Source organism: Pantoea sp. R13S299, from assembly GCF_048515925.1.
Taxonomy (GTDB): domain Bacteria; phylum Pseudomonadota; class Gammaproteobacteria; order Enterobacterales; family Enterobacteriaceae; genus Pantoea.
This window is the reverse complement of record NZ_JBLYEF010000006.1, coordinates 18351-41997: the sequence shown is the minus strand read 5'-3', so window position 1 is coordinate 41997 and position 23647 is coordinate 18351. Positions and strand designations below refer to the sequence as shown.

Annotated in this window: 22 protein-coding genes; 14 read left to right on the top strand and 8 right to left on the bottom strand. The window is 56.7% G+C overall.

Annotation, left to right across the window (positions count from 1 at the left end; genetic code table 11):
• Positions 1-101 precede the first annotated feature (101 nt).
• From uvrD to ACN1CO_RS20645, 4 genes are all read left to right on the top strand, one after another.
• Positions 102-2264, top strand: a complete 2163-nt coding sequence (gene uvrD / locus ACN1CO_RS20660; RefSeq protein WP_419140490.1) for a DNA helicase II — start codon at positions 102-104, stop codon at positions 2262-2264.
• Positions 2265-2331: 67 nt separating this feature from the next.
• The gene (ysgD, locus tag ACN1CO_RS20655) at positions 2332-2388 is read left to right on the top strand and encodes a YsgD/CorL family protein (RefSeq protein ID WP_369690086.1); all 57 of its coding nucleotides are present in this window, start codon (positions 2332-2334) and stop codon (positions 2386-2388) included.
• Between the two features lie 178 nt (positions 2389-2566).
• Complete coding sequence (gene corA / locus ACN1CO_RS20650) at positions 2567-3520, top strand: magnesium/cobalt transporter CorA (protein ID WP_003854370.1); 954 nt, start codon at positions 2567-2569, stop codon at positions 3518-3520.
• A 97-nt stretch (positions 3521-3617) separates the two neighbouring features.
• On the top strand, positions 3618-4676 hold the full coding sequence (locus ACN1CO_RS20645) for an AbrB family transcriptional regulator (RefSeq protein ID WP_419140489.1): 1059 nt from the start codon (positions 3618-3620) through the stop codon (positions 4674-4676).
• Here the strand turns inward: ACN1CO_RS20645 and rarD are convergent.
• Positions 4641-5546, bottom strand: coding sequence for an EamA family transporter RarD (rarD, locus tag ACN1CO_RS20640; RefSeq protein ID WP_419140488.1), 906 nt, complete (start codon positions 5544-5546; stop codon positions 4641-4643). The two genes, ACN1CO_RS20645 and rarD, sit on opposite strands and share 36 nt — an antisense overlap.
• A 23-nt stretch (positions 5547-5569) precedes the next feature.
• Positions 5570-6040, bottom strand: coding sequence for a thioesterase family protein (locus tag ACN1CO_RS20635; RefSeq protein WP_419140487.1), 471 nt, complete (start codon positions 6038-6040; stop codon positions 5570-5572).
• Between the two features lie 194 nt (positions 6041-6234).
• Between ACN1CO_RS20635 and pldA the strand changes: the two genes are divergently transcribed.
• The 4 genes from pldA (at position 6235) to ACN1CO_RS20615 (ending at position 10625) form a co-directional block, all read left to right on the top strand.
• Positions 6235-7113 carry a phospholipase A gene (gene pldA / locus ACN1CO_RS20630; protein WP_419140486.1) on the top strand — a complete coding sequence of 293 codons (879 nt, stop codon included), beginning with the start codon at positions 6235-6237 and terminating at the stop codon, positions 7111-7113.
• 24 nt (positions 7114-7137) lie between these two features.
• Positions 7138-8967, top strand: a complete 1830-nt coding sequence (gene recQ, locus ACN1CO_RS20625) for an ATP-dependent DNA helicase RecQ (protein WP_419140485.1) — start codon at positions 7138-7140, stop codon at positions 8965-8967.
• 12 nt (positions 8968-8979) lie between these two features.
• Positions 8980-9603, top strand: a complete 624-nt coding sequence (rhtC, locus tag ACN1CO_RS20620) for a threonine export protein RhtC (protein WP_419140484.1) — start codon at positions 8980-8982, stop codon at positions 9601-9603.
• A gap of 212 nt (positions 9604-9815) precedes the next feature.
• Positions 9816-10625 carry a DUF1460 domain-containing protein gene (locus ACN1CO_RS20615; protein ID WP_419140483.1) on the top strand — a complete coding sequence of 270 codons (810 nt, stop codon included), beginning with the start codon at positions 9816-9818 and terminating at the stop codon, positions 10623-10625.
• A 69-nt stretch (positions 10626-10694) separates the two neighbouring features.
• On the opposite strand, the gene rhtB is transcribed toward ACN1CO_RS20615, so the two are convergent.
• Positions 10695-11318, bottom strand: a complete 624-nt coding sequence (gene rhtB, locus ACN1CO_RS20610; RefSeq protein ID WP_003854387.1) for a homoserine/homoserine lactone efflux protein — start codon at positions 11316-11318, stop codon at positions 10695-10697.
• Positions 11319-11430: 112 nt separating this feature from the next.
• Between rhtB and pldB the strand changes: the two genes are divergently transcribed.
• A complete protein-coding gene (pldB, locus tag ACN1CO_RS20605) occupies positions 11431-12423 on the top strand; it encodes a lysophospholipase L2 (RefSeq protein WP_419140482.1) in 993 nt (330 codons plus the stop codon).
• Positions 12424-12475: 52 nt separating this feature from the next.
• Entirely contained in the window at positions 12476-13276 is an 801-nt protein-coding gene (yigL, locus tag ACN1CO_RS20600; RefSeq protein WP_283546579.1) for a sugar/pyridoxal phosphate phosphatase YigL, read from the top strand.
• A 46-nt stretch (positions 13277-13322) separates the two neighbouring features.
• Here yigL and glpT read toward each other — a convergent pair whose 3' ends face one another.
• Positions 13323-14663: a glycerol-3-phosphate transporter gene (gene glpT, locus ACN1CO_RS20595; protein ID WP_419140481.1), complete on the bottom strand. Its 1341-nt coding sequence runs from the start codon at positions 14661-14663 to the stop codon at positions 13323-13325.
• A gap of 374 nt (positions 14664-15037) precedes the next feature.
• Here glpT and ACN1CO_RS20590 point away from each other — a divergent pair, with 374 nt between their 5' ends.
• Entirely contained in the window at positions 15038-15898 is an 861-nt protein-coding gene (locus tag ACN1CO_RS20590) for a carboxylate/amino acid/amine transporter (RefSeq protein WP_419140480.1), read from the top strand.
• A gap of 160 nt (positions 15899-16058) precedes the next feature.
• Here the strand turns inward: ACN1CO_RS20590 and ACN1CO_RS20585 are convergent, their stop codons facing one another.
• The 3 genes from ACN1CO_RS20585 to metR form a co-directional block, all read right to left on the bottom strand.
• Positions 16059-16229, bottom strand: a complete 171-nt coding sequence (locus tag ACN1CO_RS20585) for a hypothetical protein (protein WP_419140479.1) — start codon at positions 16227-16229, stop codon at positions 16059-16061.
• Positions 16230-16407: 178 nt separating this feature from the next.
• Positions 16408-16890: a DUF1456 family protein gene (locus tag ACN1CO_RS20580; protein ID WP_419140478.1), complete on the bottom strand. Its 483-nt coding sequence runs from the start codon at positions 16888-16890 to the stop codon at positions 16408-16410.
• 83 nt (positions 16891-16973) lie between these two features.
• Positions 16974-17900, bottom strand: coding sequence for an HTH-type transcriptional regulator MetR (metR, locus tag ACN1CO_RS20575; protein WP_419140477.1), 927 nt, complete (start codon positions 17898-17900; stop codon positions 16974-16976).
• A 144-nt stretch (positions 17901-18044) separates the two neighbouring features.
• On the opposite strand from metR, the gene metE reads away from it, so the two are divergent.
• Positions 18045-20315, top strand: coding sequence for a 5-methyltetrahydropteroyltriglutamate--homocysteine S-methyltransferase (gene metE / locus ACN1CO_RS20570; RefSeq protein ID WP_419140476.1), 2271 nt, complete (start codon positions 18045-18047; stop codon positions 20313-20315).
• Between the two features lie 52 nt (positions 20316-20367).
• On the opposite strand, the gene ACN1CO_RS20565 is transcribed toward metE, so the two are convergent.
• On the bottom strand, positions 20368-21201 hold the full coding sequence (locus tag ACN1CO_RS20565; RefSeq protein ID WP_283546575.1) for a dienelactone hydrolase family protein: 834 nt from the start codon (positions 21199-21201) through the stop codon (positions 20368-20370).
• Positions 21202-21504: 303 nt separating this feature from the next.
• Between ACN1CO_RS20565 and udp the strand changes: the two genes are divergently transcribed.
• On the top strand, positions 21505-22266 hold the full coding sequence (gene udp / locus ACN1CO_RS20560; RefSeq protein ID WP_008926449.1) for a uridine phosphorylase: 762 nt from the start codon (positions 21505-21507) through the stop codon (positions 22264-22266).
• Positions 22267-22357: 91 nt separating this feature from the next.
• A complete protein-coding gene (locus tag ACN1CO_RS20555; RefSeq protein WP_419140475.1) occupies positions 22358-23626 on the top strand; it encodes a tetratricopeptide repeat protein in 1269 nt (422 codons plus the stop codon).
• Positions 23627-23647: the final 21 nt, after the last annotated feature.

The following is a 23647-nucleotide window of genomic DNA, read 5'->3' as shown; positions in this document are numbered from 1 at the left end:
ATCCGGCATCAGTGTCGCCGCCTGACTGGCAGCGACACTGCCTTGCGGCAGGCGGAATAAACCGCGCGACGACGACGCTTTTTCTCTGGTAAACGGTGCTTATGGACGTTTCTGAACTGCTCGATGGTTTGAATGACAATCAGCGCGCTGCCGTTGCGGCTCCGCGCAGTAACCTGCTGGTGCTGGCAGGCGCGGGCAGTGGTAAAACGCGGGTGCTGGTGCATCGCATTGCCTGGCTGATGTCAGTAGAGAATTGCTCGCCCTATTCGATTATGGCGGTGACCTTTACCAACAAAGCGGCCGCAGAGATGCGTCACCGTATCGAGCATCTTATCGGCACCAGTCAGGGCGGAATGTGGATAGGGACCTTCCACGGCCTGGCGCACCGCTTACTGCGCGCTCATCATCTTGACGCCGGTCTGCCGCAGGATTTCCAGATCCTCGACAGTGAAGATCAGCTGCGGCTGCTCAAGCGCCTGATCAAATCCATGAATCTTGATGACAAGCAGTGGCCTGCGCGCCAGGGCATGTGGTACATCAACGGCAAAAAAGATGAAGGCCTGCGGCCAAAACATATCGAAAGCTACGGCAATCCGATTGAGCAGACCTGGCTGCGCATTTATCAGGCCTATCAGGAAGCCTGTGATCGCGCCGGTTTGGTCGACTTTGCCGAGCTGCTGCTGCGCGCCCATGAGCTGTGGCTCAACAAGCCGCACATTCTTAATCACTACCGCGAACGCTTTACCAACGTGCTGGTAGATGAGTTTCAGGATACTAACAACATTCAGTACGCCTGGATTCGGATGCTGGCGGGCGACAGCGGTCGTGTGATCATCGTGGGTGATGATGATCAGTCGATCTACGGCTGGCGCGGCGCGCAGGTTGAGAATATTCAGCGCTTTCTGCAGGATTTCCCTGGCGCGGAAACGATCCGTCTGGAGCAGAACTACCGCTCGACTAATAACATCCTGAAAGCCGCCAACGCCCTGATCGCCAACAACAATGGCCGCCTGGGGAAAGAGCTGTGGACCGAAGGCAGCGATGGTGAACCGATCTCTATCTACTGCGCCTTTAATGAGCTGGATGAAGCACGCTTCGTGGTCAACCGCATCAAGGTCTGGATGGAGAACGGCGGCGCGCTGAACGACTGCGCCATTCTCTATCGAAGCAATGCCCAGTCGCGTGTGCTGGAAGAGGCGCTGCTGCAGAGCAGCATGCCGTACCGTATTTATGGCGGCATGCGCTTCTTCGAACGTCAGGAGATCAAAGATGCGCTCTCCTATCTGCGCCTGATGGCCAACCGCAACGATGACGCAGCGTTTGAGCGCGTGGTGAATACCCCGACGCGCGGCGTGGGCGATCGCACGCTCGATGTGGTGCGTCAGACGGCGCGTGAACGTCAGATGACGCTGTGGCAGGCAACGCGGGAACTGCTGCAAAGCCGCGCGCTGGCTGGCCGGGCCGCCTCTGCGCTGCAGCGCTTCTGTGAGCTGGTCGATTCACTGGCGACCGAAACCGCCGATTTACCGCTGCATGTTCAGACCGACCGGGTTATCAAAGACTCTGGCCTGTGGCTGATGTATGAGCAGGAAAAAGGCGAGAAGGGCCAGGCGCGTATCGAAAACCTTGAGGAATTGGTGACGGCAACACGCCAGTTCAGCTATCAGGACGAAGATGAAGATCTGATGCCGCTGCAGGCCTTCTTATCTCATGCCGCCCTTGAAGCGGGTGAAGGTCAGGCCGACAAATGGCAGGATGCGGTTCAGCTGATGACGCTGCACTCAGCAAAAGGGCTGGAGTTCAGCCAGGTCTTTATCGTCGGCATGGAAGAGGGCATGTTCCCAAGCCAGATGTCGCTGGATGAAGGCGGGCGTCTGGAAGAGGAGCGTCGTCTGGCGTATGTCGGCGTAACCCGTGCGATGATCAAGCTGACACTGACCTACGCGGAAACCCGCCGACTCTATGGTAAGGAAGTGTATCACCGGCCTTCCCGTTTCATCGGCGAACTGCCCGAAGCGTGCATCGAAGAAGTCCGTCTGCGTGCCAGCGTCAGCCGCCCGGTAAGTCATCAGCGGATGGGTGCCCCGGTGACCAAAAATGACAGCGGATTCGCGCTGGGACAGCGTGTTCATCACGCTAAATTTGGCGAAGGCACCATCATTAATCTGGAAGGCAGCGGTGAGCACAGCCGCCTGCAGGTGGCGTTTCAGGGGCAGGGAATCAAGTGGCTGGTGGCGGCTTACGCGAAGCTGGAAACGCTTTAGCGTGCGGTTGACGGCTTTTTCGTCTCAGCGTAACATGCGCCCACTATTATCATGAGAGGACAATGCCTTGGACACGCCCAGTCGATGCTGGCTCAATGACCTGGATACCAGGAATAACATCTAAGGCTACCTCTTTACGCGGGTAGCCTTAGCGGTTATCAGCGACCTCCCTTTTTGATTCCGTCGCACGAGTCAGCACTGATTTATCTCTGAAACTCTGTTTCCGTGTTCAGGCCGCACGTTCCATGTTGAGGAACGGCGGACTGCCTTGTCCCATTTAGTCTGCAATGGGGAGTATTGCTATGCTGAGCGCATTTAAACTGGATCACAGTCGCCTGACGCGACTGGAGCTGGAAGACGAAAACGACAAACTGACCACCTCCGTCTGGGTCGATCTTATCGAGCCGGAAGAGGGTGAGCGTGACCGCGTACAATCGGAGCTGGGTCAGAGCCTGGCAACACGGCCTGAGCTGGAAGATATCGAGGCCTCGGCACGTTTCTTCGAAGATGAAGATGGGCTGCATATTCACTCCTTCTTCTTCTATGAAGATGCTGACGATCACGCCGGTAACTCCACCGTGGCGTTCACCATCCGTGAAGGCCGCCTCTATACGCTGCGCGAACGTGAGCTGCCCGCTTTCCGTCTCTATCGTATGCGCGCCCGTAACCAGACTCTGATCGACGGCAATGCTTTTGAACTGCTGCTCGACCTGTTTGAAACCAAAATCGAACAGCTGGCGGATGAAATCGAGAACATCTATAGCGCACTGGAGAAACTCAGCCGGGTGATCATGGAAGGTCAGCAGGGCGAAGAGTACGATCAGGCGCTGTCGCGGCTCGCGGAACTGGAAGATATCGGCTGGAAGGTGCGTCTGTGTCTGATGGATACGCAGCGCGCGCTGAACTTCCTGGTGCGTAAAGCGCGTCTGCCGGGTAATCAGCTGGAGCAGGCGCGGGAAATTCTGCGCGATATCGAATCGCTGCTGCCGCATAACGAATCACTGTTCCAGAAGGTCAACTTCCTGATGCAGGCGGCGATGGGCTTTATCAACATCGAACAGAACCGCATCATCAAGATCTTCTCGGTGGTCTCCGTGGTGTTTCTGCCGCCAACGCTGGTCGCTTCCAGCTACGGGATGAACTTCGAGTTTATGCCGGAACTGAAGTGGAGCTTCGGTTATCCTGCGGCCATCGGCCTGATGATTCTGGCCGGACTGGCACCTTATCTCTACTTCAAGCGCAAAAACTGGCTTTAAAAAAGCCACGGGCCATCTCAGATGGCCCGTTCTGCTGGCTCCCATCCCGATTTCTGCGTACTCTGACCCTCCTGTTTTTACAAATAATTAACTTCTTATGGACGCTTTTTCGTTGCGTACGCAGTGGACGCTGCTGCTGCTGATCTCCGTGTTACTGGGTGCGGTGCTGCACTATTTTCACGTGCCTGCCGCGCTGTTACTGGGGCCGATGATTGTGGGTGTGGTGATGGGGCTGTTGGGTGCCACGCTGCGCATTAACAGACGGTTCTTCCTGCTTGCTCAGGCCGTTCTGGGCTGCATGATTGCCCAGAGCCTGTCGCCCTCCATTCTGACACCGCTGATTCAGGACTGGCCGATCGTGCTGGCAGTACTACTGCTGACGCTGGCGGCCAGCGGCCTGTCCGGTTTTCTGCTGGTACGCTTCAGTCATCTGCCCGGCCCGACCGGCGCGTGGGGATCGTCGCCCGGCGGTGCCTCAGCTATGGTAGCGATGGCAGGGGACTTTGGCGCTGACGTCCGGCTGGTCGCTTTTATGCAGTATCTTCGAGTGCTGTTTGTCGCTTCGGCGGCCGCGCTGGTGGCGCGCATCGGGCTGGGTGATCAAGCCCACAGCGTTTCGCTGCTCTGGTTCCCCGCGCTGAATCGCGGCTTTGCCATTACTCTGGTGGTGATGCTGGCGGGCGCGTGGCTGGGCACACGACTGCGCATTCCTTCTGGCGCGCTGCTGCTGCCCGCGCTGGCGGGCGCGGCACTGAACAGCAGTCATATCGCGGTGTTACAGGTGCCGGAATGGCTGCTGGCCGTGGCCTATGCTCTGATTGGCTGGAGCGTGGGATTGCGTTTCACCCGCCCAATCTTTCTGCTGGCGCTGCGCACGCTGCCGCAGATGCTGGCCTCGATCTTCGGGCTGATGCTGTTGTGTGGCGGGCTGGCGTGGATGCTGACGCGAATGCTGGATATCGATTTGATGACGGCTTATCTCGCCACCAGTCCAGGCGGCCTGGACACGGTGGCGATTATTGCTGCGGGAACTCAGGTCAACATGGCATTTGTGATGGCGATGCAGACGTTGCGTCTCTTTACCATCCTGCTGACTGGCCCGGCTTTAGCGCGTTTTATTTCACGCTATGCGCGCACGGGAACGGGAGCGGAATGAAAACGCGACCGCATCGCAGACAAACACCAGCAGCGCCAGCCAGATAAAGGCAAAGGTCACCAGCTTGTCTGGCGTGATGGTTTCACCGTAAAACACTACCGCCAGCACAAACATCAGCGTCGGGCCGAGGTACTGGAAGAAGCCCACGGTGGAGAGGCGCAGCCGGCTGCAGGCCGCCGCAAACAGCATCAGTGGAATGGTGGTCACAATGCCGGCAGCGATCAGCTTCAGGTTGAGACTCAGCGGGTTAGCCGATAAGTGGCTGGTGCTGCTGTCGGCAAAGCCAAACAGGTAAATCGCCGCCAGCGGGAACAGCCACAGGGTTTCAATCAGCATGCCGCTCTGCGCATCGACCTGAATCTTTTTGCGCAACAGACCGTACAAGGCAAAGCTCAGCGCCAGACCCAGCGCGATAATCGGTAACGATCCAAACTGCCACAGCTGTACCAGCACGCCGACGGCTGCCAGCAGCACGGCCAGCCACTGCAGGCGGCGAAAACGTTCGCGCAAAAACAGCATGCCGAACACCACGTTGATCAGCGGGTTAATAAAGTAGCCCAGGCTGGCTTCCAGCATATGTTGATTGTTGACTGCCCAGATAAACAGCAGCCAGTTACCGCCGATAGTGATGGCCGTCAGCGCCAGCAGCAGCACTTTTTTAGGCTGGCGTATCACGCTGCGCACGCCTGGCCAGCTGCGACTCAGCGTAATCAGCAACAGCATAAAGAGTGCCGACCAGATCACCCGGTGCGTCATGATTTCTGTGGCGGGAACCTGTTTAACCAGCTTGAAATAGGCGGGCGCAATGCCCCAGATAAAGTAAGCGCCCAGTGCAAAGCCAACGCCCTGGCGGGTTTGTTGCGTATCCATATGCGATCCATTCAATGGCGTGGTTAGCCGATAAGATAGGTGGCGGTTGCAGTAGCGATATAGTCGCCCTGCTGATTGTGCAGCTCCACGCGCGCCACGGCGACTTTGTTACCAGCGCGCAGCAGGCTGCTGGTGGCGGTGAAACGTTCGCCGCGTCCGGGACGCAGATAGTCAACGCGCATATCAATGGTGCCCATGCGCGACAGACGCTGGCGCAGGTCCGCTTCGCTGATGCTCTCCTGACGGGTTAACGCATTACTGACGCAGACCATACCCGCCGCAACATCCAGTACCGACGCGATTACGCCGCCGTGCAGAATCTGCTGCGCCTGGTTGCCCACCAGCATGGTTTTGTTATTGAAGCTGATCTCTGCGTAATCCGCGTCGAGGCGCATCAGCTCCAGGCCCAGCGCCTGGTTAAACGGCATGTGATAAACAAAAATTTCGCCGACCAGCTGGCGAGCGTTCTGCTGTGTCAGCACGGGTGATGACATGATGATGTGTCCTGAAAAAATCGGGCCAGAGGGGCGCGTAATATGAACGAGTTGTGTATTCTATTCCGCCTGCGAGGGTGTTTCCAGTTTAAGAAATCAGCACTCATGCTCACTGCCATTTGCGTGTAGAATGGCCTGCTTTTTACGACACCCTTTCAGTTATTCTGATACGCAGCTGCTCACCGGAGAATTATATGCGTAAGCATCGCGCCTTGCTGGCGGCAATGTTGATATTTCCTGCGCTGGCGCAGGCGGATGAAGCCCGGATTAAAGAGGTTCATGACGCGCCACAGGTGCAGGGCAGCATTATTGCTAACCTGCTGGAGAAGCATGATAACCCGTTTGTTCTCTATCCTTATGAGAACAACTATCTGCTCTACACCTACACCAGCGACCTCAATAAAGAGGCGATCTCCTCCTATAACTGGGGAGAGAATGCGCGTAAAGATGAAGTGAAATTCCAGCTCAGCCTGGCGTTTCCGCTATGGCGCGGTATTCTGGGCGACAACTCGGTGCTGGCAGCCTCTTATACCCAGCGTTCCTGGTGGCAGCTGTCGAATAGCGCGGAGTCATCGCCATTCCGTGAGACCAACTATGAGCCGCAGATTTTCCTCGGCTGGGCGACTGATTACTCGCTGGGTGGCTGGACGTTGCGTGATGTCGAAGTGGGTCTGAATCACCAATCCAACGGACGAAGCGACCCGACCTCGCGCAGCTGGAACCGCGTCTATGCACGTCTGATGGCGGAGAACGGTAACTTCCTGGCGGAAATCAAACCCTGGTATCGTATCCCTGAAGGGGCGAGCAGCGATGATAACCCGGATATCACTAAATACATGGGTTACTACCGCACCCGTCTGGGCTATAAGTTAGGCGACAGTATCTTCAGCGTGGAAGGCAACTACAACTGGAACAGCGGTTATGGCGGCGCGACGATGGGCTGGAGCTACCCTATTAGTGAGCATGTCCGCTTTTATACTCAGGTGTTTAGCGGCTACGGTGAATCACTGATCGATTACAACCATCGCCAGACGCGTGTTGGTGTGGGTGTAACACTTAACGACTTGTTCTAATCCCTAACGAAAGACAGGAATCGCGTGGCAACCTCGGCAGTTCTTAATCAGGAAGCGCTGGCACAGCAGGTATTACAGGATACCTTCGGCTACCAGCATTTTCGTCCCGGTCAGCAGACGATCATCAATGAGGCGCTGAGCGGGCGCGATTGTCTGGTGGTGATGCCCACCGGCGGCGGTAAATCGCTCTGCTATCAGATCCCGGCGCTGGTGCGCGAGGGGCTGACGCTGGTGGTGTCGCCGCTGATCTCGCTCATGAAAGATCAGGTCGATCAGCTGCTGGCGAACGGCGTGGCAGCAGCCTATCTTAACTCCACCATGACGCGCGATCAGCAGCAGACGGTGATGGCGGACTGCCGCACCGGTCGGGTTAAGCTGCTCTATATCGCTCCTGAACGTCTGATGATGGATAACTTCCTGGAAAGCCTGGCGCACTGGCAACCCGCGATGCTGGCGGTGGATGAAGCGCACTGTATTTCCCAGTGGGGCCACGATTTCCGCCCGGAATATGGCGCACTCGGGAAGATGCGTCAGCGCTTCCCGGAATTGCCGGTGATGGCGCTGACCGCGACTGCCGACGAAACCACCCGCAACGACATCGTTAACCTGCTGCACATGCAGGATCCGCTGATCCAGATCAGCAGCTTTGACCGCCCTAATATCCGCTACACGCTGGTGGAGAAGTTCAAACCGACCGATCAGCTGCTGCGTTACGTGCAGGATCAGCGCGGTAAGTGCGGCATTATCTACTGCAACAGCCGGGCGAAGGTGGAAGACACCGCCGCGCGACTGCAAAGCCGGGGTTTCAGCGTCGGAGCCTACCATGCCGGGATTGACAGCGAACAGCGTGGCCGGGTGCAGGAAGCATTCCAGCGTGACGATCTGCAAATCGTGGTGGCGACGGTGGCCTTTGGTATGGGCATCAACAAACCCAACGTCCGTTTTGTGGTCCACTTCGATATTCCGCGTAACATCGAGTCCTATTATCAGGAAACCGGGCGAGCCGGACGTGATGGTCTGCCCGCCGAAGCGATGATGCTCTACGATCCGGCCGATATGGCCTGGCTGCGAAAATGCCTTGAAGAGAAAGTGCCGGGGCCGCTGCAGGATATTGAGCGCCACAAGCTCAACGCCATGGGCGCGTTTGCCGAAGCGCAGACCTGTCGCCGTCTGGTACTGCTGAACTATTTTGGTGAGGGTCGCCAGCAGCCGTGCGACAACTGCGATATCTGTCTCGATCCGCCCAAACGCTATGACGGCCTGGTTGAAGCGCAAAAAGCGCTCTCCGGCATCTACCGCGTCGGGCAGCGTTTTGGTATGGGCTACATTGTTGAGGTGCTGCGCGGGTCCAATAATCAGCGCATCCGTGAACAGGGCCATGACAAACTGCCGGTCTATGGACTGGGCAAAGATCAGAGCCACGAACACTGGGTCAGCGTGTTGCGTCAGTTAATCCATCTGGGGCTGGTGACGCAGAACATCGCTATGCACTCAGCGTTACAGCTCACCGAAGCGGCGCGTCCGGTGCTGCGCGGTGAAGTGCCCCTGATGCTGGCGGTGCCGCGTTTAATTACTGCGAAGATTAAGAGCAGCAGTCCGGCGAAGTTCCACGGTGGCAACTACGATCGCAAACTGTTCGCCAAGCTGCGTAAGCTGCGCAAAGCGATCGCCGATGAAGAGAATATTCCGCCTTACGTGGTGTTCAATGACGCCACACTGATAGAGATGGCAGAACAGATGCCGGTCAGCGCGTCGGAGATGCTCAGCGTCAACGGCGTGGGTCACCGCAAACTGGAGCGCTTTGGCAAACCTTTCCTGGTGATGATCAAAGAGCATCTTGACGATGAAGAGTAAAGGACACTAATCATGCTGATGTTATTCGCAACCGTGGCGCTGGTTCATCTGGTGGCGCTGATGAGCCCCGGCCCCGATTTCTTTTTCGTATCACAGACCGCCGCCAGCCGCTCGCGCAAGGAAGCGATGATGGGTGTGCTGGGCATTACGCTGGGCATTGTGGTCTGGGCGGGCGTGGCGCTGATGGGGCTGCATCTGATTCTGGAAAAAATGGCCTGGCTGCACCAGATCATCATGGTCGGCGGTGGTCTTTATCTGCTGTGGATGGGCTGGCAGCTGATGTGTTCAGCACATCAGCGTCACAAACAGCCGCAGCAGGATGAGCCGGTGGTTGAGCTGCCGAAACGCGGCATGAGCTTTCTCAAGGGCCTGCTGACCAACCTGTCGAATCCTAAAGCAATTATCTACTTCGGCAGCGTCTTCTCGCTGTTTGTCGGCGACGATGTCGGTTCGGCGGAGCGCTGGGGTCTGTTCCTACTGATTGTCGGTGAAACCTTTGCCTGGTTTACCCTGGTAGCGGCTATCTTTGCGCTGCCGTGGATCCGCACCCGCTATCAGCGGCTGGCGAAATGGGTTGATGGCATGGCAGGCGTCCTGTTTGCCGGTTTTGGTATCCACCTGATTATTTCGCGTTAAGCCCTTATGCCGGAGAGCGCGCTGCGCATCCGGCAGTCATTTCACCTCCTGTCGCCTCTCTCTGAACTTCGCTTGTGTGACGGCTGTCACAATCCAGGCCTGCTGATGCCTCTCTGCTGGAACCGCAGATAAATAGTCACCATTCGTTAATTAATGAAACCATCACCTCCGGTATGGTCGTACCGACGGACTATTTTTTCATGGAGATGATGATGAGAGTAAAACCCCTGTTACTGCTGTTAATCGCGGCCTGCATCAGCGCCTGCGCCTCACCTGATGCTGCCCATTACCGTGCCCCTGATCCGGCGAAAGCAGATAGGGTTTCGACTATCCTTGCGCAGACACCTCCGGCGTCAGAGCAGCCGCAGGGCGAGAGGATTAGTCAGATCTCTGCCACTTTTCTCGGTACGCCCTACCAGGCGGATACGCTGATCGGCTCGCCCGGTACGCCGGAAGCGCTGGTGATCAATTTCAACGGTGTGGATTGCTTCACGCTGCTTGATTACGTGCAGGCGCTGAGCCGCAGCCACGATCGCGCCAGCTTTGAGGCCAGCCTGATTCGGACCCGCTACGCTGGCGGTGATGTCAGCTACCTGAAACGCCGGCACTTTTTTACCGACTGGTTTGCTGTTAGCCCGCGCAATGCCGATGACATAACCCGCACCCTCAGCCCGGATGCGGTGACGGTAGTGAAGCAACTGAACCGTCAGGCCAGCGGAAAAGAGAGGTTGCCCGGTCTGGGTGTGGTTCCTCGCCGCATAACTTACATTCCAGCCCGCGCGATCACCGTACAGGTGCTGAAGCAGATACAGACCGGCGATTACATTGGGGTTTACACGCCCGCTCAGGGGCTGGATGTCTCACATGCTGGCATTGCCGTGCGGCATGATGGCCGCTTGTGGTTCAGGAACGCCTCTTCGCTGGCCGCTAATCGCAAAGTTGTCGATGCGCCGTTCAGTGAATATATGCGGTCTAAACCGGGCATCATTGTGTTGCGTGCAGTGCCGCTGACTGCGCCGTAACGGCATCCGGGAAGAAGGGATTAAACAGGGAGTGTTGGCGCCGACCTCAGCGTGTCGGCGCGTAAAGTCTTAGGCGATTTTTCTGGCGCTGGCCAGCAGCGCGCCAACTGCCATAAACAGCCCGCCGAAAATACGGTTCATCAACTTCATCTGTTTTGGCCCTTTAATCCAGCCAGCAATGCGCGTTGCCAGCGTGGCGTAGCCAATCATCACGATGATATCGACCACCACGGTGGTCACGCCCAGCACCAGATACTGCATAAATAGCGGCTGATGTGGCTGGATAAACTGCGGGAACAGGGCAGCCAGAAAGACGATGCTTTTCGGGTTGGTCAGGTTAACCAGCACGGCACGTTTGAACAGGCGACGACGTGGCATCGCTTTGGCAACCGCATCCAGATCGATGCCACCCGCTGATCGCCACTGCTGAATACCCAGCCAGACCAGATAGGCTGCACCGGCCCATTTCAGAATTTCAAATGCCAGCAGCGACTGAGAAAACAGTGCGCCCAGACCGATGCCGACCAGCACGATGTGCAGTGCCAGGCCAACCTGCAAACCGGAGATAGAGGCCACTGTGCCGCGATAGCCGTGGCTGATACCGGTACTCATGGTGTTGATTGCGCCGGAACCGGGCGACAGGCTCAGGATTGTGGTGGTAAGCAGATAGGTCAGCCACCATTCGATGGTCATGGGTCAGGCTCTCTTTAGTAGCGGAATTGTGACACAATACGCCAGAAATAAGCGCGGCGCTATGGCCTGCGCAGGGCATTCAGGACTCTGTATCCGGTCATCAGGAGGGCGAATGAATCAACACAAAGCCAGCTGGCTGCGACGGGAAAAAGCCTTTGCTGCCTTCGCCACCGGGCCGCTGCTCGATTTCTGGCACCGTCGTGAAGAGCTTGAGTTTACCGGCGTGGGTAATCTGACGCTGCGCTATGTCCGCTTCACATCGCCGCAACACAAGCGTGTGATCCTGATTGTGCCGGGACGCATCGAGAGTTACATAAAATATCCTGAGCTGGCGTACGATCTGTTTCACTGCGGATTTGATGTGGTGATCCTTGACCATCGCGGTCAGGGGCGTTCCGATCGCCTGCTGGAAGATTCACACCGTGGTCACGTGGCGGAATTTACCCATTACGTCGACGATCTTGAAACGCTCTATCTGAAAGAGATTGTCAGCGGCCATTATCAGCAGCGCTATGCGCTGGCTCATTCGATGGGCGGTGCAATCCTGACGCTGTTTCTGGCGCGTCAGCCGCAGGCGTTTCATGCGGCAGCGCTGGTGGCACCGATGTTTGGTATCGCCTTGCCGCTGCCCTCATTTCTGGCCCACCGCATCCTGGACTGGGCGGAGAAACGTCCGGCCATGCGCGATGGCTATGCGCTGGGCACCGGACGCTGGCGCGCGCATCCGTTTGGTATTAACCGGCTGACGCACAGCACCGAGCGTTACCGGCGAAACCTGCGTTTTTATGCGGACGATCCGGCGATTCGCGTGGGCGGGCCAACCTACCATTGGGTACGCGAAGGCATCCATGCGGGTCGCAACATCATCAGTCAGGCCGATAAGATCACCACGCCGCTGCTGCTGTTACAGGCCAGCGATGATCGGGTGGTCGACAATCGTTCACAGGACCTGTTTTGTGCCGCGATGGCCGCGGCGGGTCATCCGTGTGAGGGCAATAAGCCACGGGTGATCGAGGGTGCGCGTCATGAAATCCTGTTTGAAAAGGATGAGATGCGCGCCGAAGCACTCAATGCAGTGGTCGACTTTTTTTCATCGCACCACTGACGTAATTTATCCGACCGGTTTAAACCGGCAGAACCAGATACCCGAGGTTTTCATGTATCACATCGTTGCATCCGATCTGGATGGCACGCTGCTTTCCCCCGAACATCGTCTGACTCCTTTTGCGCGTGAAACGCTGCAGCAGCTGGTCGCGAAAGATATTCACTTTGTGTTCGCCACCGGCCGTCATCATATCGATGTCGGACAGATGCGCGACAGTCTGGCGATTCCGGCCTATATGATCACCTCAAACGGCGCACGCGTGCACAACGCAGAGGGCGAACTGGTGTTCAGTCATAATCTGGATGAGGATATCGCCAGCGATCTGTTTGGCCTGCAATATCATCACAGCGATATTCTGACGCACGTTTACCGCGACGATGAGTGGTTTGTCAGCCGTTCAAGCCCGGCTGAGCAGGACTATTTCCGCGAGTCGGTCTTCAACTATCAGGTCTATGAGCCGGGCCTGCTGCCAACCGATAACATCAGTAAGGTCTTCTTTACCTGCGAAAATCCCGAGCATCTGATTCCGATGGAGCAGGCGATTGAAGCGCGCTGGGGCGATCGGGTTAACGTCAGTTTCTCGCTGCCGACCTGTCTGGAAGTGATGGCGGGCGGCGTGTCGAAAGGGCATGCGCTGGAAGCAGTCGCGAAGACGCTAGGCCACACGCTGAAAAGCTGTATCGCCTTTGGCGATGGCATGAATGATGTGGAGATGCTGAGCATGGCGGGTAAGGGCTATATCATGCAGAATGCCCATCAGCGGTTGAAAGATACGCTGCCGGAGCTGGAGGTGATTGGTTCGAATGCTGATGATGCGGTGCCGCAGACGCTGCGCACGCTCTATCTGGCTTAAGCCGTTAGCGTAAAAAGGGCCGTTATCCGGCCCTTTTTTATTGCCGTCAGGCGAGGGTCTTTTTGTGTTTGTGTTCGCTGACCATCGTCAGTAACAGCAGAATAACCGCCAGCACACAGCCTGCAATCATCACTATGAAGCCGCCGTCCCAGCCGAAGTAATCGACGGTGTAACCGACAATGGCGCTGGCCGCGACCGATCCACCCAGGTAGCCGAACAGGCCGGTAAAGCCCGCCGCCGTTCCCGCCGCTTTTTTCGGTGCCAGCTCCAGCGCGTGCAGACCAATCAGCATCACCGGACCGTAGATCAGGAAGCCAATCACGATCATGCAGGCCATGTCGACGCCAGGATTGCCCGCCGGGTTGAGCCAGTAGATCACGGTCGCGATGGTCACCAGCGTCATAAAGAACACCCCGGTCGCACCGCGATTACCACGGAATACTTTGTCCGACATCCAGCCGCACAGCAGCGTTCCCGGAATCCCCGCATACTCATAGAGGAAGTAGGCCCACGACGATTTATCCAGCGTGAAGTGTTTTACTTCGCGCAGATAGGTCGGTGACCAGTCGAGGATGCCGTAGCGCAGCAGATAGACAAACACGTTAGCCAGCGCGATGTACCACAGCAGTTTGTTCGGCAACACATACTTCATGAAGATCTGTTTTGCCGTCAGCTCCTCTTCGTGGCTGGCATCGTAGTCAGGCGGATAGTCGTTTTTATACTCTTCAATCGGCGGCAGACCGCAGGATTGTGGCGTATCGCGCATCAGCGCAAAGGCCAGAATCGCAATGGCAATCGCGCCAAACGCTGGCATGTAGAGTGCCGCTTTCCAGTCGTTGAACCACGCCATACCGAGCAGGAACAGCAGAGGCGGAATGCCGCCGCCCACGTTATGGGCACAGTTCCAGACCGAGACGATCCTGCCGCGCTCTTTCTGTGACCACCAGTGAACCATGGTGCGCCCACAGGGTGGCCAGCCCATGCCCTGGAACCAGCCGCAGACAAACAGCAGCACGAACATCACCATGATGCTGGAGGTCGCCCAGGGGACGAATCCCATAATCAGCATTACTGCCGCAGCCAGAATCAGACCGGCCGGTAAGAAGACGCGCGGGTTTGAGCGGTCAGAGACCGAGCCCATGATGAATTTTGAAAAGCCGTAGGCAATGGAGATGCCGGACAGGGCAAAACCGAGATCGCCTCGTGAAAAACCCTGCTCCACCAGATAGGGCATGGCGAGTGCGAAGTTTTTTCTGACCAGGTAGTAGGCCGCATAACCAAAGAAGATCCCGATGAAAATTTGCCAGCGCAGACGACGGTAGAGCGGATCAACGTGATCCTCCGCCACCTGCGGCTGACGTGGTGCAGGTTTAAAAATGCTCAGCATCAGTGAGGCCCTCCAGGGCACATTATGATTTTTGATTCCCAGCAGGTTGGGGCAGAAAAGAGCAGAACAAAATGGACGCAGGATGTTCCATTTCGCGCAAAGAATAATGTTAGTTGCGCAACGTTACTGTGATGAATGACACATTTGTTACAGTTTTATTACAGTTGAGAGCGAAAGTGATCACGTGATGGATTATTTCGCGCATTTTATCTGGCTGAAAACCTATTCAGCCGCCAGTTATGTCAGGGAGTGTAAGCAGGCTATCCAGTGGTTATTCTGATCGCCTGGTTTGTAATCAGATGTCAACCAGATTTCACAGCCTGACGGCGGCACATTGTTTACACTGGCGGCCTGTTCATTTCGGGGTCGTCGCCGTGTTTTTATTAATCATTACCACCATCCTGTGGGCTTTTTCGTTCAGCCTGATTGGCGAATACCTTGCCGGGCAGGTGGACAGCTGGTTCTCTGTACTGATGCGTCTGGCGCTGGCTGCGCTGGTGTTTTTACCGTTCCTGCGCTGGCGTGGTCATCGTCCTTCAACGCTGCTGCTTTACATGCTGGTGGGGATGCTGCAGCTGGGTGTGATGTATCTGCTGAGCTTTGAAGCCTATCTCTACCTTAGCGTGTCGGAGTTCCTGCTGTTTACGGTGATGACGCCGCTCTATGTGACGCTGATTTACGATCTGATCAGCCGTCGTCCGCTGCGCATTGGCTATATCTTCAGTGCGCTACTGGCGGTGGCTGGCGCGGCCATTATTCGCTATGACAAAGTCAGCGATCATTTCTGGTTTGGTCTGCTGTTAGTGCAACTGGCAAACATCTGCTTTGCGGCAGGAATGGTGGGCTATAAGCGTCTGCAGGAGACCCGCCCGATGCCGCAGCACACGGCCTTCTCCTGGTTCTATCTGGGTGCGGTGTTGATTGCGGTGATCGCGTGGTGTGCCTGGGGCAATCCGCAGAAGCTGCCGACCACCTCACTACAGTGGGGCATTCTGGTCTGGCTGGGCGTCGCCGCTTCCGGTCTCGGCTATTTCATGTGGAACTACGGTGCAACGCAGGTCGATGCTGGCACGCTGGGCATTATGAATAACATGCACGTGCCCGCCGGGCTGCTGGTGAATCTGGCTATCTGGCAGGAGAAACCGCACTGGCCGAGCTTTATTGCGGGCGCGCTGGTGATCATCGCCTCGCTGTGGGTGCATAAGCGCTGGGTAGTGGGGCGCGGTCAGAAGTGACTTTGCTGGTGGTCGGGTGCGTTCTGCCCGCAGAAAGGGTCTGCAATTTAAAGACGGCGTAAAGTATGAGTTGCTTCTCTGCGATAGACACTCGACGCCGTGATCCGACACCAGCCTCTAATGAGCTGGACGGCCATTATCACTTACTTACTCTGTCTGGTTATCTCAGATAGGGTATCTTCATACCAAATAATCCATTAAGTACCCGGAATATTTTATTAACCAGCAGACTGTTTTTATTAACGGAGCTTAACTGCACGACTTCCGCGCTGGCACTTTCTGTTCCTGCACCGCTGGCCTGGCTTGTTTCAAAATGAGTTAATTCACGCATATTTCTTCCTGATTGAATGATTGAAAGTTAACCCGGCAAGGTGCGAATCAGGTATTGACTGCGCCCCACCAGAATCAATCATGCATCAGGAAACATTATGAAATAAATAGTAATATCTTTAAAGGCCTCGTTATGGGATCTCTGATCTTTCAGAAAAAAGATCGGCGCCGCCAGGCCTCTATTTATCGCGCGGGGCTTGTGACGGACGCTGAATCATCGCCAGCCCTTTCAGGAAGTTACGCAGAATCTGGTCGCCGCACTCGCGGTAGTTCTTATGATCGGGCTTGCGGAAAATCGCGCCGATTTCGGCCTGTGAAACGGTAAAATTCACGCGTTTCAGGACATCCGGGATGTCGGTGGTTTTCAGATCAAAAGCGATGCGCAGCTTTCTCATGAAGATGTTGTTAGTCATCCTGCGCTCAATCGATGGCGCGGGTGCATCTTCGCTTTTGCCACGACGGTAAAAGATCAGGCCATTCAGGAAATAACCCATCAGCACATCGGGGCAGGGACGGAACGCCGCATCGTCATCTTTTTTCAGCCACGCCTGAATATCCGCCACTGGCACGTCACATTGCGCCAGCTTAAAAATCTCCACCATTTTGGCATCGCTCAGGTTGAGCATGTAGCGCACGCTGCGCAGAATATCATTGTTAGTCATGGTGAGATCTTCTCATGGTCAGTCGACAGGCTGCGCATTATAGGGGATTTTGACCGCGTTCGCGCAGGTTTGTGTCCGCCGGATTACCGCTGTAATACCGTACCGGGCAGCGCGGCGTCGCGCACAAACGGCAGATGCTCACAGGCGTGCTGACGGGCAAAGCGGATAAACGCTTCCAGTACCGGCTGACGCTGCTCACCTTCACGAACGGCCGCATAAAGACGGCTCCACAGGCCATCACCCAGCGTGCGCGTGACGACCAGACCCTGCTTCTCAAAACTCTCTACCACCCAGTGCGGCAGTGCAGCAATCCCCATTCGCGCCGAGACCATCTGAATCATCAGCAGGGTGTTATCCACACTTTTCAGGGCCGGACTGACGCCAGCAGGCTGCAGGAAGTGGCGCCAGATATCCAGACGCTGACGCTGCACCGGATAGATCATCAACACTTCATTGGCCAGATCTTCCGGCGAAATCTGCTCAACCTGTGCCAGCGGGTGATCCGTTGCCAGTACCAGGCGCACTTCATAGTCAAACATCGGTGAGTAGAACAGGCCGGAGCGCGCCAGGATATCGGAGGTCAGCACCACATCCAGCTCACCCTGTTGCAGAGCAGGCTGCGGATCAAAGGTCACGCCCGATTTGAAATCCATCACCACCTGCGGCCAGCTCTGACGGAACTTATCCAGCGCCGGGGTCAGCCACTGAATGCAGCTATGACACTCAATCGCCACCCGCAATGTGGTCTGATGCGGCTCATGGCAGGCCTGCAAAGCCTGCTGGATTTGCGGCAGCACCTGCTCTGCCAGCTGCAGCAGAATATCGCCCTGCGGTGTAAAGCGCAGTGGCTGACTTTTACGCACGAACAGGCGGAATCCCAGCCGCTGCTCCAGATCGCTGAACTGGTGAGACAACGCCGATTGCGTCTGATGAAGCTGGGCCGCCGCCGCCGCCAGCGATCCTGTATTGCGCAGAGCCTGAAGCGTCCGCAGGTGCTTGAGTTCGATCATGAGAGTCCTTCACATCGAAAGTGAACATATTGCGCTTGAGCAACATACAGTACCCGCAGAGTATAGCAGTGTAAACATCTGGACGGCTAAACATCTTTGGCTGCCCATTTAAGCCAAAGTGAAAGATTATCTGGAGAACAGCACATGACTATCCTCAACCATACCCTCGGCTTTCCCCGAATTGGCCTGCGCCGTGAACTGAAAAAAGCACTGGAGAGTTACTGGGCGGGCGATAGCACGCAGCAGGCGTTACGGGCGACGGGCCGCGAACTGCGTGCGCGACACTGGCAACAACAGAAAGAGGCGGGCGTCGATCTGCTGCCGGTCGGCGATTTCGCCTGGTATGATCATGTGCTGACCACCAGCCTGCTGCTGGGCAACGTGCCTGCGCGTCATCAGAACCACGATGGCACCGTTGATCTGGATACGCTGTTTCGCGTGGGGCGCGGGCGTGCGCCGACCGGCGAGCCTGCGGCGGCGGCAGAAATGACCAAATGGTTTAACACCAACTATCACTACATCGTGCCGGAATTTACCCAGGGCCAGACATTTAAACTGACCTGGACTCAGCTACTGGACGAGGTTGATGAGGCGCTGGCGCTGGGCCATAACATCAAGCCGGTACTGCTCGGGCCGGTAACCTATCTGTGGCTGGGCAAAGTCAAAGGCGAGCCATTTGATCGTCTGTCGCTGCTGGAGGCGATTCTGCCGGTCTATCAGCAGGTGCTGGCGGAACTGGCAACGCGCGGCATCGAATGGGTTCAGATTGATGAACCCGCCCTGGCGCTGGAGTTGCCTCAGGTGTGGCGCGAAGCCTTCCAGCCGACGTATGAAGCCCTGCAGGGCCACTGCAAGCTGCTGCTGACCACCTATTTTGACAGCATCGGACAGAACATGGATGTGATTCGTGCGCTGCCGGTGCAGGGCCTGCATGTCGATCTGGTTCATGGCCGCGATGATATTGAGCAGCTGAATCAGCAACTGCCCGCCAGCTGGCTGCTGTCGCTGGGGGTGATTAACGGACGCAACGTCTGGCGTGCCGATCTGAGCCACTGGTTCAGCCGCCTGCAACCGCTGATCACCCAGCGTGACCAGGTGTGGATCGGCTCTTCCTGCTCCCTGCTGCACAGCCCGATCGATCTGAGCGTCGAGACCCGTCTGGATGATGAAGTCAAAAGCTGGTTCGCCTTTGCGCTGCAGAAATGCGCTGAGCTCTCGCTGCTGAGTCAGGCTCTTAACAATAATGATGCGGCCTCGCTGGACGCCTGGAGCGCACCGGTGCGCGCCCGTGCCCACTCTCGCCGCGTACATAATGCCGCGGTAGGCCAGCGTCTGCAGGCCATTACGCCACAGCACAGTGAACGCCTGAGTGCCTACCCGGTGCGGGCAGTGCTGCAGCGTCAGCGTTTCAATCTGCCCGCCTGGCCCACCACGACCATCGGTTCTTTTCCACAGACCACTGAAATTCGTGGCCTGCGCCTCGACTTTAAGCAGGGCCTTCTCGACAGCAATCATTACCGTACCGGCATCGCGGAGCATATTAAGCAGGCGATTATCGAGCAGGAGCGGCTGGGGCTGGATGTGTTGGTGCACGGTGAAGCGGAACGTAACGATATGGTTGAGTATTTCGGCGAGCATCTTGATGGCTTTGTCTTTACCCGGAATGGCTGGGTACAGAGCTACGGTTCTCGCTGTGTGAAACCGCCTGTGATCATCGGCGATATCAGTCGTCCGGAGGCGATCACCGTTGAGTGGGCCAGATATGCTCAGTCGCTGACTGACAAGCCGGTAAAAGGGATGCTGACCGGCCCGGTGACGATTCTCTGCTGGTCATTCCCGCGTGAAGATGTGTCACGTGAAACCATTGCGAAGCAGATCGCGCTGGCGCTGCGTGACGAAGTGGAAGACCTGGAGAAGGCGGGCATCGGGATTATTCAGATTGATGAGCCGGCACTGCGTGAAGGTCTGCCACTGCATCAGTCTGAGTGGGCGGACTACCTGAACTGGGCGGTGGAGGCATTCCGGCTGAATGCGGCGGTCGCGCGGGATGAAACCCAGATTCACACGCATATGTGTTACTGCGAGTTCAACGACATTATGGATGCTATCGCGGCGCTGGATGCTGATGTGATCACGATTGAAACCTCACGGTCTGACATGGACCTGCTGGAGTCGTTTGAAGATTTCGAGTATCCGAATGAAATCGGCCCGGGCGTCTATGACATTCACTCGCCTAATGTCCCCAGCGTGGAGTGGATAGAAGCGCTGTTGCTGAAGGCGGCGAAACGAATTCCGGAAGCGCGGCTGTGGGTGAACCCGGATTGCGGTCTGAAGACACGAGGCTGGACGGAGACGCGTCAGGCGCTGGCGAATATGGTAACGGCGGCGAAGAAACTGCGTGGTGAGACGGCGTAGGAAAGGAGCCAGGTGGCAAAAAACAGGGGCGCATAAGCGCCCCTGTTTTCATCTATTTTGATGCCACGCCATACTGCCTGAACCAGGCCAGCATACGCTGCCAGCCATCATTGGCTGATTCAGCATGGTAACTCGGACGGTAGTCAGCATTAAACGCATGTCCCGCCTCGGGATAGACGATGATCTCGGCGGTCGCATTGGCGGCATGCAACGCCTGACGCATCTGCTCGACGCTCTCCAGTGGAATGCCATCATCCTGACCACCATACAAACCTAACACCGGCGCACTCAGATCGACCGCAACATCAATCGGATGCTTCTGCTGCTTCAGCGTGCGCTCACCGGTCAGTCGTCCATACCATGCCACTGCGGCGCGCAGCTGCGGGTTATGTGCTGCGTAGAGCCAGCTGATGCGGCCACCCCAGCAAAAACCGGTGATGCCCATGCGACGGATATCGCCGCCGTTGCGCGCAGCCCAGTTAGCGGCATGATCGAGATCGGCCAGCACCTGCGTGTCAGGCACTTTGCTGACCAGCTCGCTAAACAGCGTCGGGATATCAGTGTATTCAGAAGGATCACCCTCGCGGAAATAGAGCTCGGGCGCGATCGCCAGATAGCCTTCCAGCGCCAGTCGGCGGCAGATATCCCGGATGTGTTCATGCACACCAAAGATCTCCTGCACCACCAGTACGACAGGCAACGGGCCTTCCGCGGAGTGGGGCTTTGCAAAAAATGCTGGCATGTTTTCGCCCTGGCTTGGCACTGAGGTTTCACCTGAGTGAATGGCCGGGCTTTCGGTAATGATGGTCGTAGAGGCGGTAGGCTGCACGGCAGGGGCAAAGCCGCCCGTCGCCGGTTTTTGTGCCATATTATCACTGGGTTTCATTATTCTCTCCGTGCAAGCATTTGCGCAATCACGTAACTATAGCCTGGCTGTAAAGCCTGTGCGCCAGGTGTCGGGTAACAGAATCAGCAGCGAATAAAATCACCCACCTCTTTAACATTGCGCTGACCCTGACACAGCCTCGCTAATGGCTATCCGGACCAGTAAGATTTGATTGTGTGATAGCTATCACAATTTATCTTCCGTGAAATGTAACTTTCATTTTCTTAAGTGAAAGCTGTCACATATTTATCGGGCGTGCTGGCGTAGAGTGGCGCGCTACCTTCTATTAACAGGAGTCTGAAAATGACACAGTCTGACGTTTTCCATCTTGGCCTGACTAAAGCCGATCTGCAGGGCGCCACCCTGGCGATTGTGCCGGGCGATCCGGAGCGTGTGAAGAAAATTGCCGGACTGATGGAAGATGCCACGCATCTCGCCTCACACCGTGAATTTACCTCATGGCTGGCAAAAATTGATGGTAAGCCGGTCGTGGTCTGCTCAACCGGCATTGGCGGTCCTTCCACGTCGATTGCCGTCGAAGAGCTGGCACAGCTCGGCGTAAGGACCTTCCTGCGTGTCGGTACGACTGGCGCGATCCAGCCCCATATCAATGTCGGCGATGTCCTGGTGACCACCGCGTCTGTACGCCTGGACGGTGCCAGCCTGCATTTTGCGCCGATGGAGTTCCCGGCAGTGGCGGATTTCGCCTGCACCACCGCACTGGTTGCCGCCGCAGAAGCCTGTGGCGCGAAGACCCATATTGGCATTACCGCCTCCTCTGACACCTTCTATCCGGGCCAGGAGCGTTACGACACCGTGTCAGGTCGTGTCGTCAGTCGCTTCAAAGGATCGATGAAAGAGTGGCAGGAGATGGGCGTGCTTAACTATGAGATGGAATCCGCTACGCTGTTAACCATGTGCGCCAGCCAGGGTCTGCGAGCCGGCATGGTCGCGGGCGTGATTGTGAACCGCACTCAGAAAGAGATCCCGGATGCGGTTACCATGAAACAGACAGAAAGCGACGCAGTGAAGATTGTGGTCGAAGCGGCGCGTCGTTTATTATAACGACTGCGTCTGGCAGCAGGTTTTTGTCCAGACTCAAAACCTGCTGCCGGTAGTTAACGGCGCGTAACATCAGTGAAACCTGAGAGTGTTTATGCGCAAAACCCTTCCTGTCCGACGTCCTCTTCCTGGCGCAAATCCTGCCGCACTCAGTGCCCGGCTGGAACGCAGTGCCGAATGTTTCCGCGCCGCCATGCAACAGGGCGACTATCCGCTGGCAGCCCAATGCTGCGAAGAGGTGCTGCGCTCAATGCCCAACCAGATGCAGGTGCTGAGCGACTACGCGCTCTGTCTGCTGCGTCTGGGTCAGCACAATAAAGCGTACAAAATCTATCAGAAGATTTATCAGTCACCGCCCGCTGTGCAGGCTACAGCCTCTGAAACCTGGCTGGATGGCCTGACCGAAGTGTGTGGCTGGCTGGATAAAAAGGACGAGGTGGCGCGTCACGGTCTGGCGTCGCTGATGCGTTCTGATGCGCGTTTTAGTCAGGGGCAGCGCATGGCGTTTCCCGCTCCGCAACCTGAGCCTGTCGATCTCAGTCAGCCGCACCAGAATGTCATCGCCTTCAGCCTGTATGGCGATCAGCCGCGCTACTGTGAAACCCAGATTAAAAACGTTGAAGTTGCGCCTGAGTTCTATCCCGGCTGGGTCTGCCGCATCTACCTGGATGACAGCGTGCCGCAGCATGTCTGGCAGCGTCTTGACCAGCCGCACGTCCAGCTGGTCGATATGTCTCACGAAAAAACGGTGTATCCAACCCTGTGGCGTTTTCTGGTGCTCGACGATCCGGCTGTGAAGCGCTTTATCGTGCGTGATGCCGACTCGCTGCTCTCGGAGCGCGAAGCGGCGGCGGTTAACGCCTGGCTGGCATCGCCTTACTGGTTCCACCATATGCGTGACTACTTCTCTCATACCGAACTCTTGCTGGCAGGGATGTGGGGCGGCTGTCACGGCGTCTTCCGGGGTGTGGAACAGGCGATGCGTGATTTTATTGCGCAGTATCAGGGCAGCGAACGCTTCACCGATCAGTATTTCCTTAAGGTGGCATTGTGGCCGACAGTGCGTGAAAGCCTCCTGAGCCATGATGAGCTGTTTCATTTCCATCAGGCTCAGCCGTGGCCTGACCATGCGCCTGTGCGCTGGCAGACGCCGCATTTCCATGTGGGCAGCAATGCCGGTTTTGCCAGTATGACCGGCAAATCCAGCGCCGCTGAGGGAAGCAGACAGCGCGTCGCGATCACCTCGGGCGGGGCAACCTGGCACTATCTGGCGCAGGTTAAAAAGGGTGAGTGGCTATTGCCCATGCCGTTTTTTCTGATTGATGAGTGGCAGGCTGGCAAGCTCACGGTGGTGGCGCTGTAAGGCGCTGAATCCTGCTAAAAT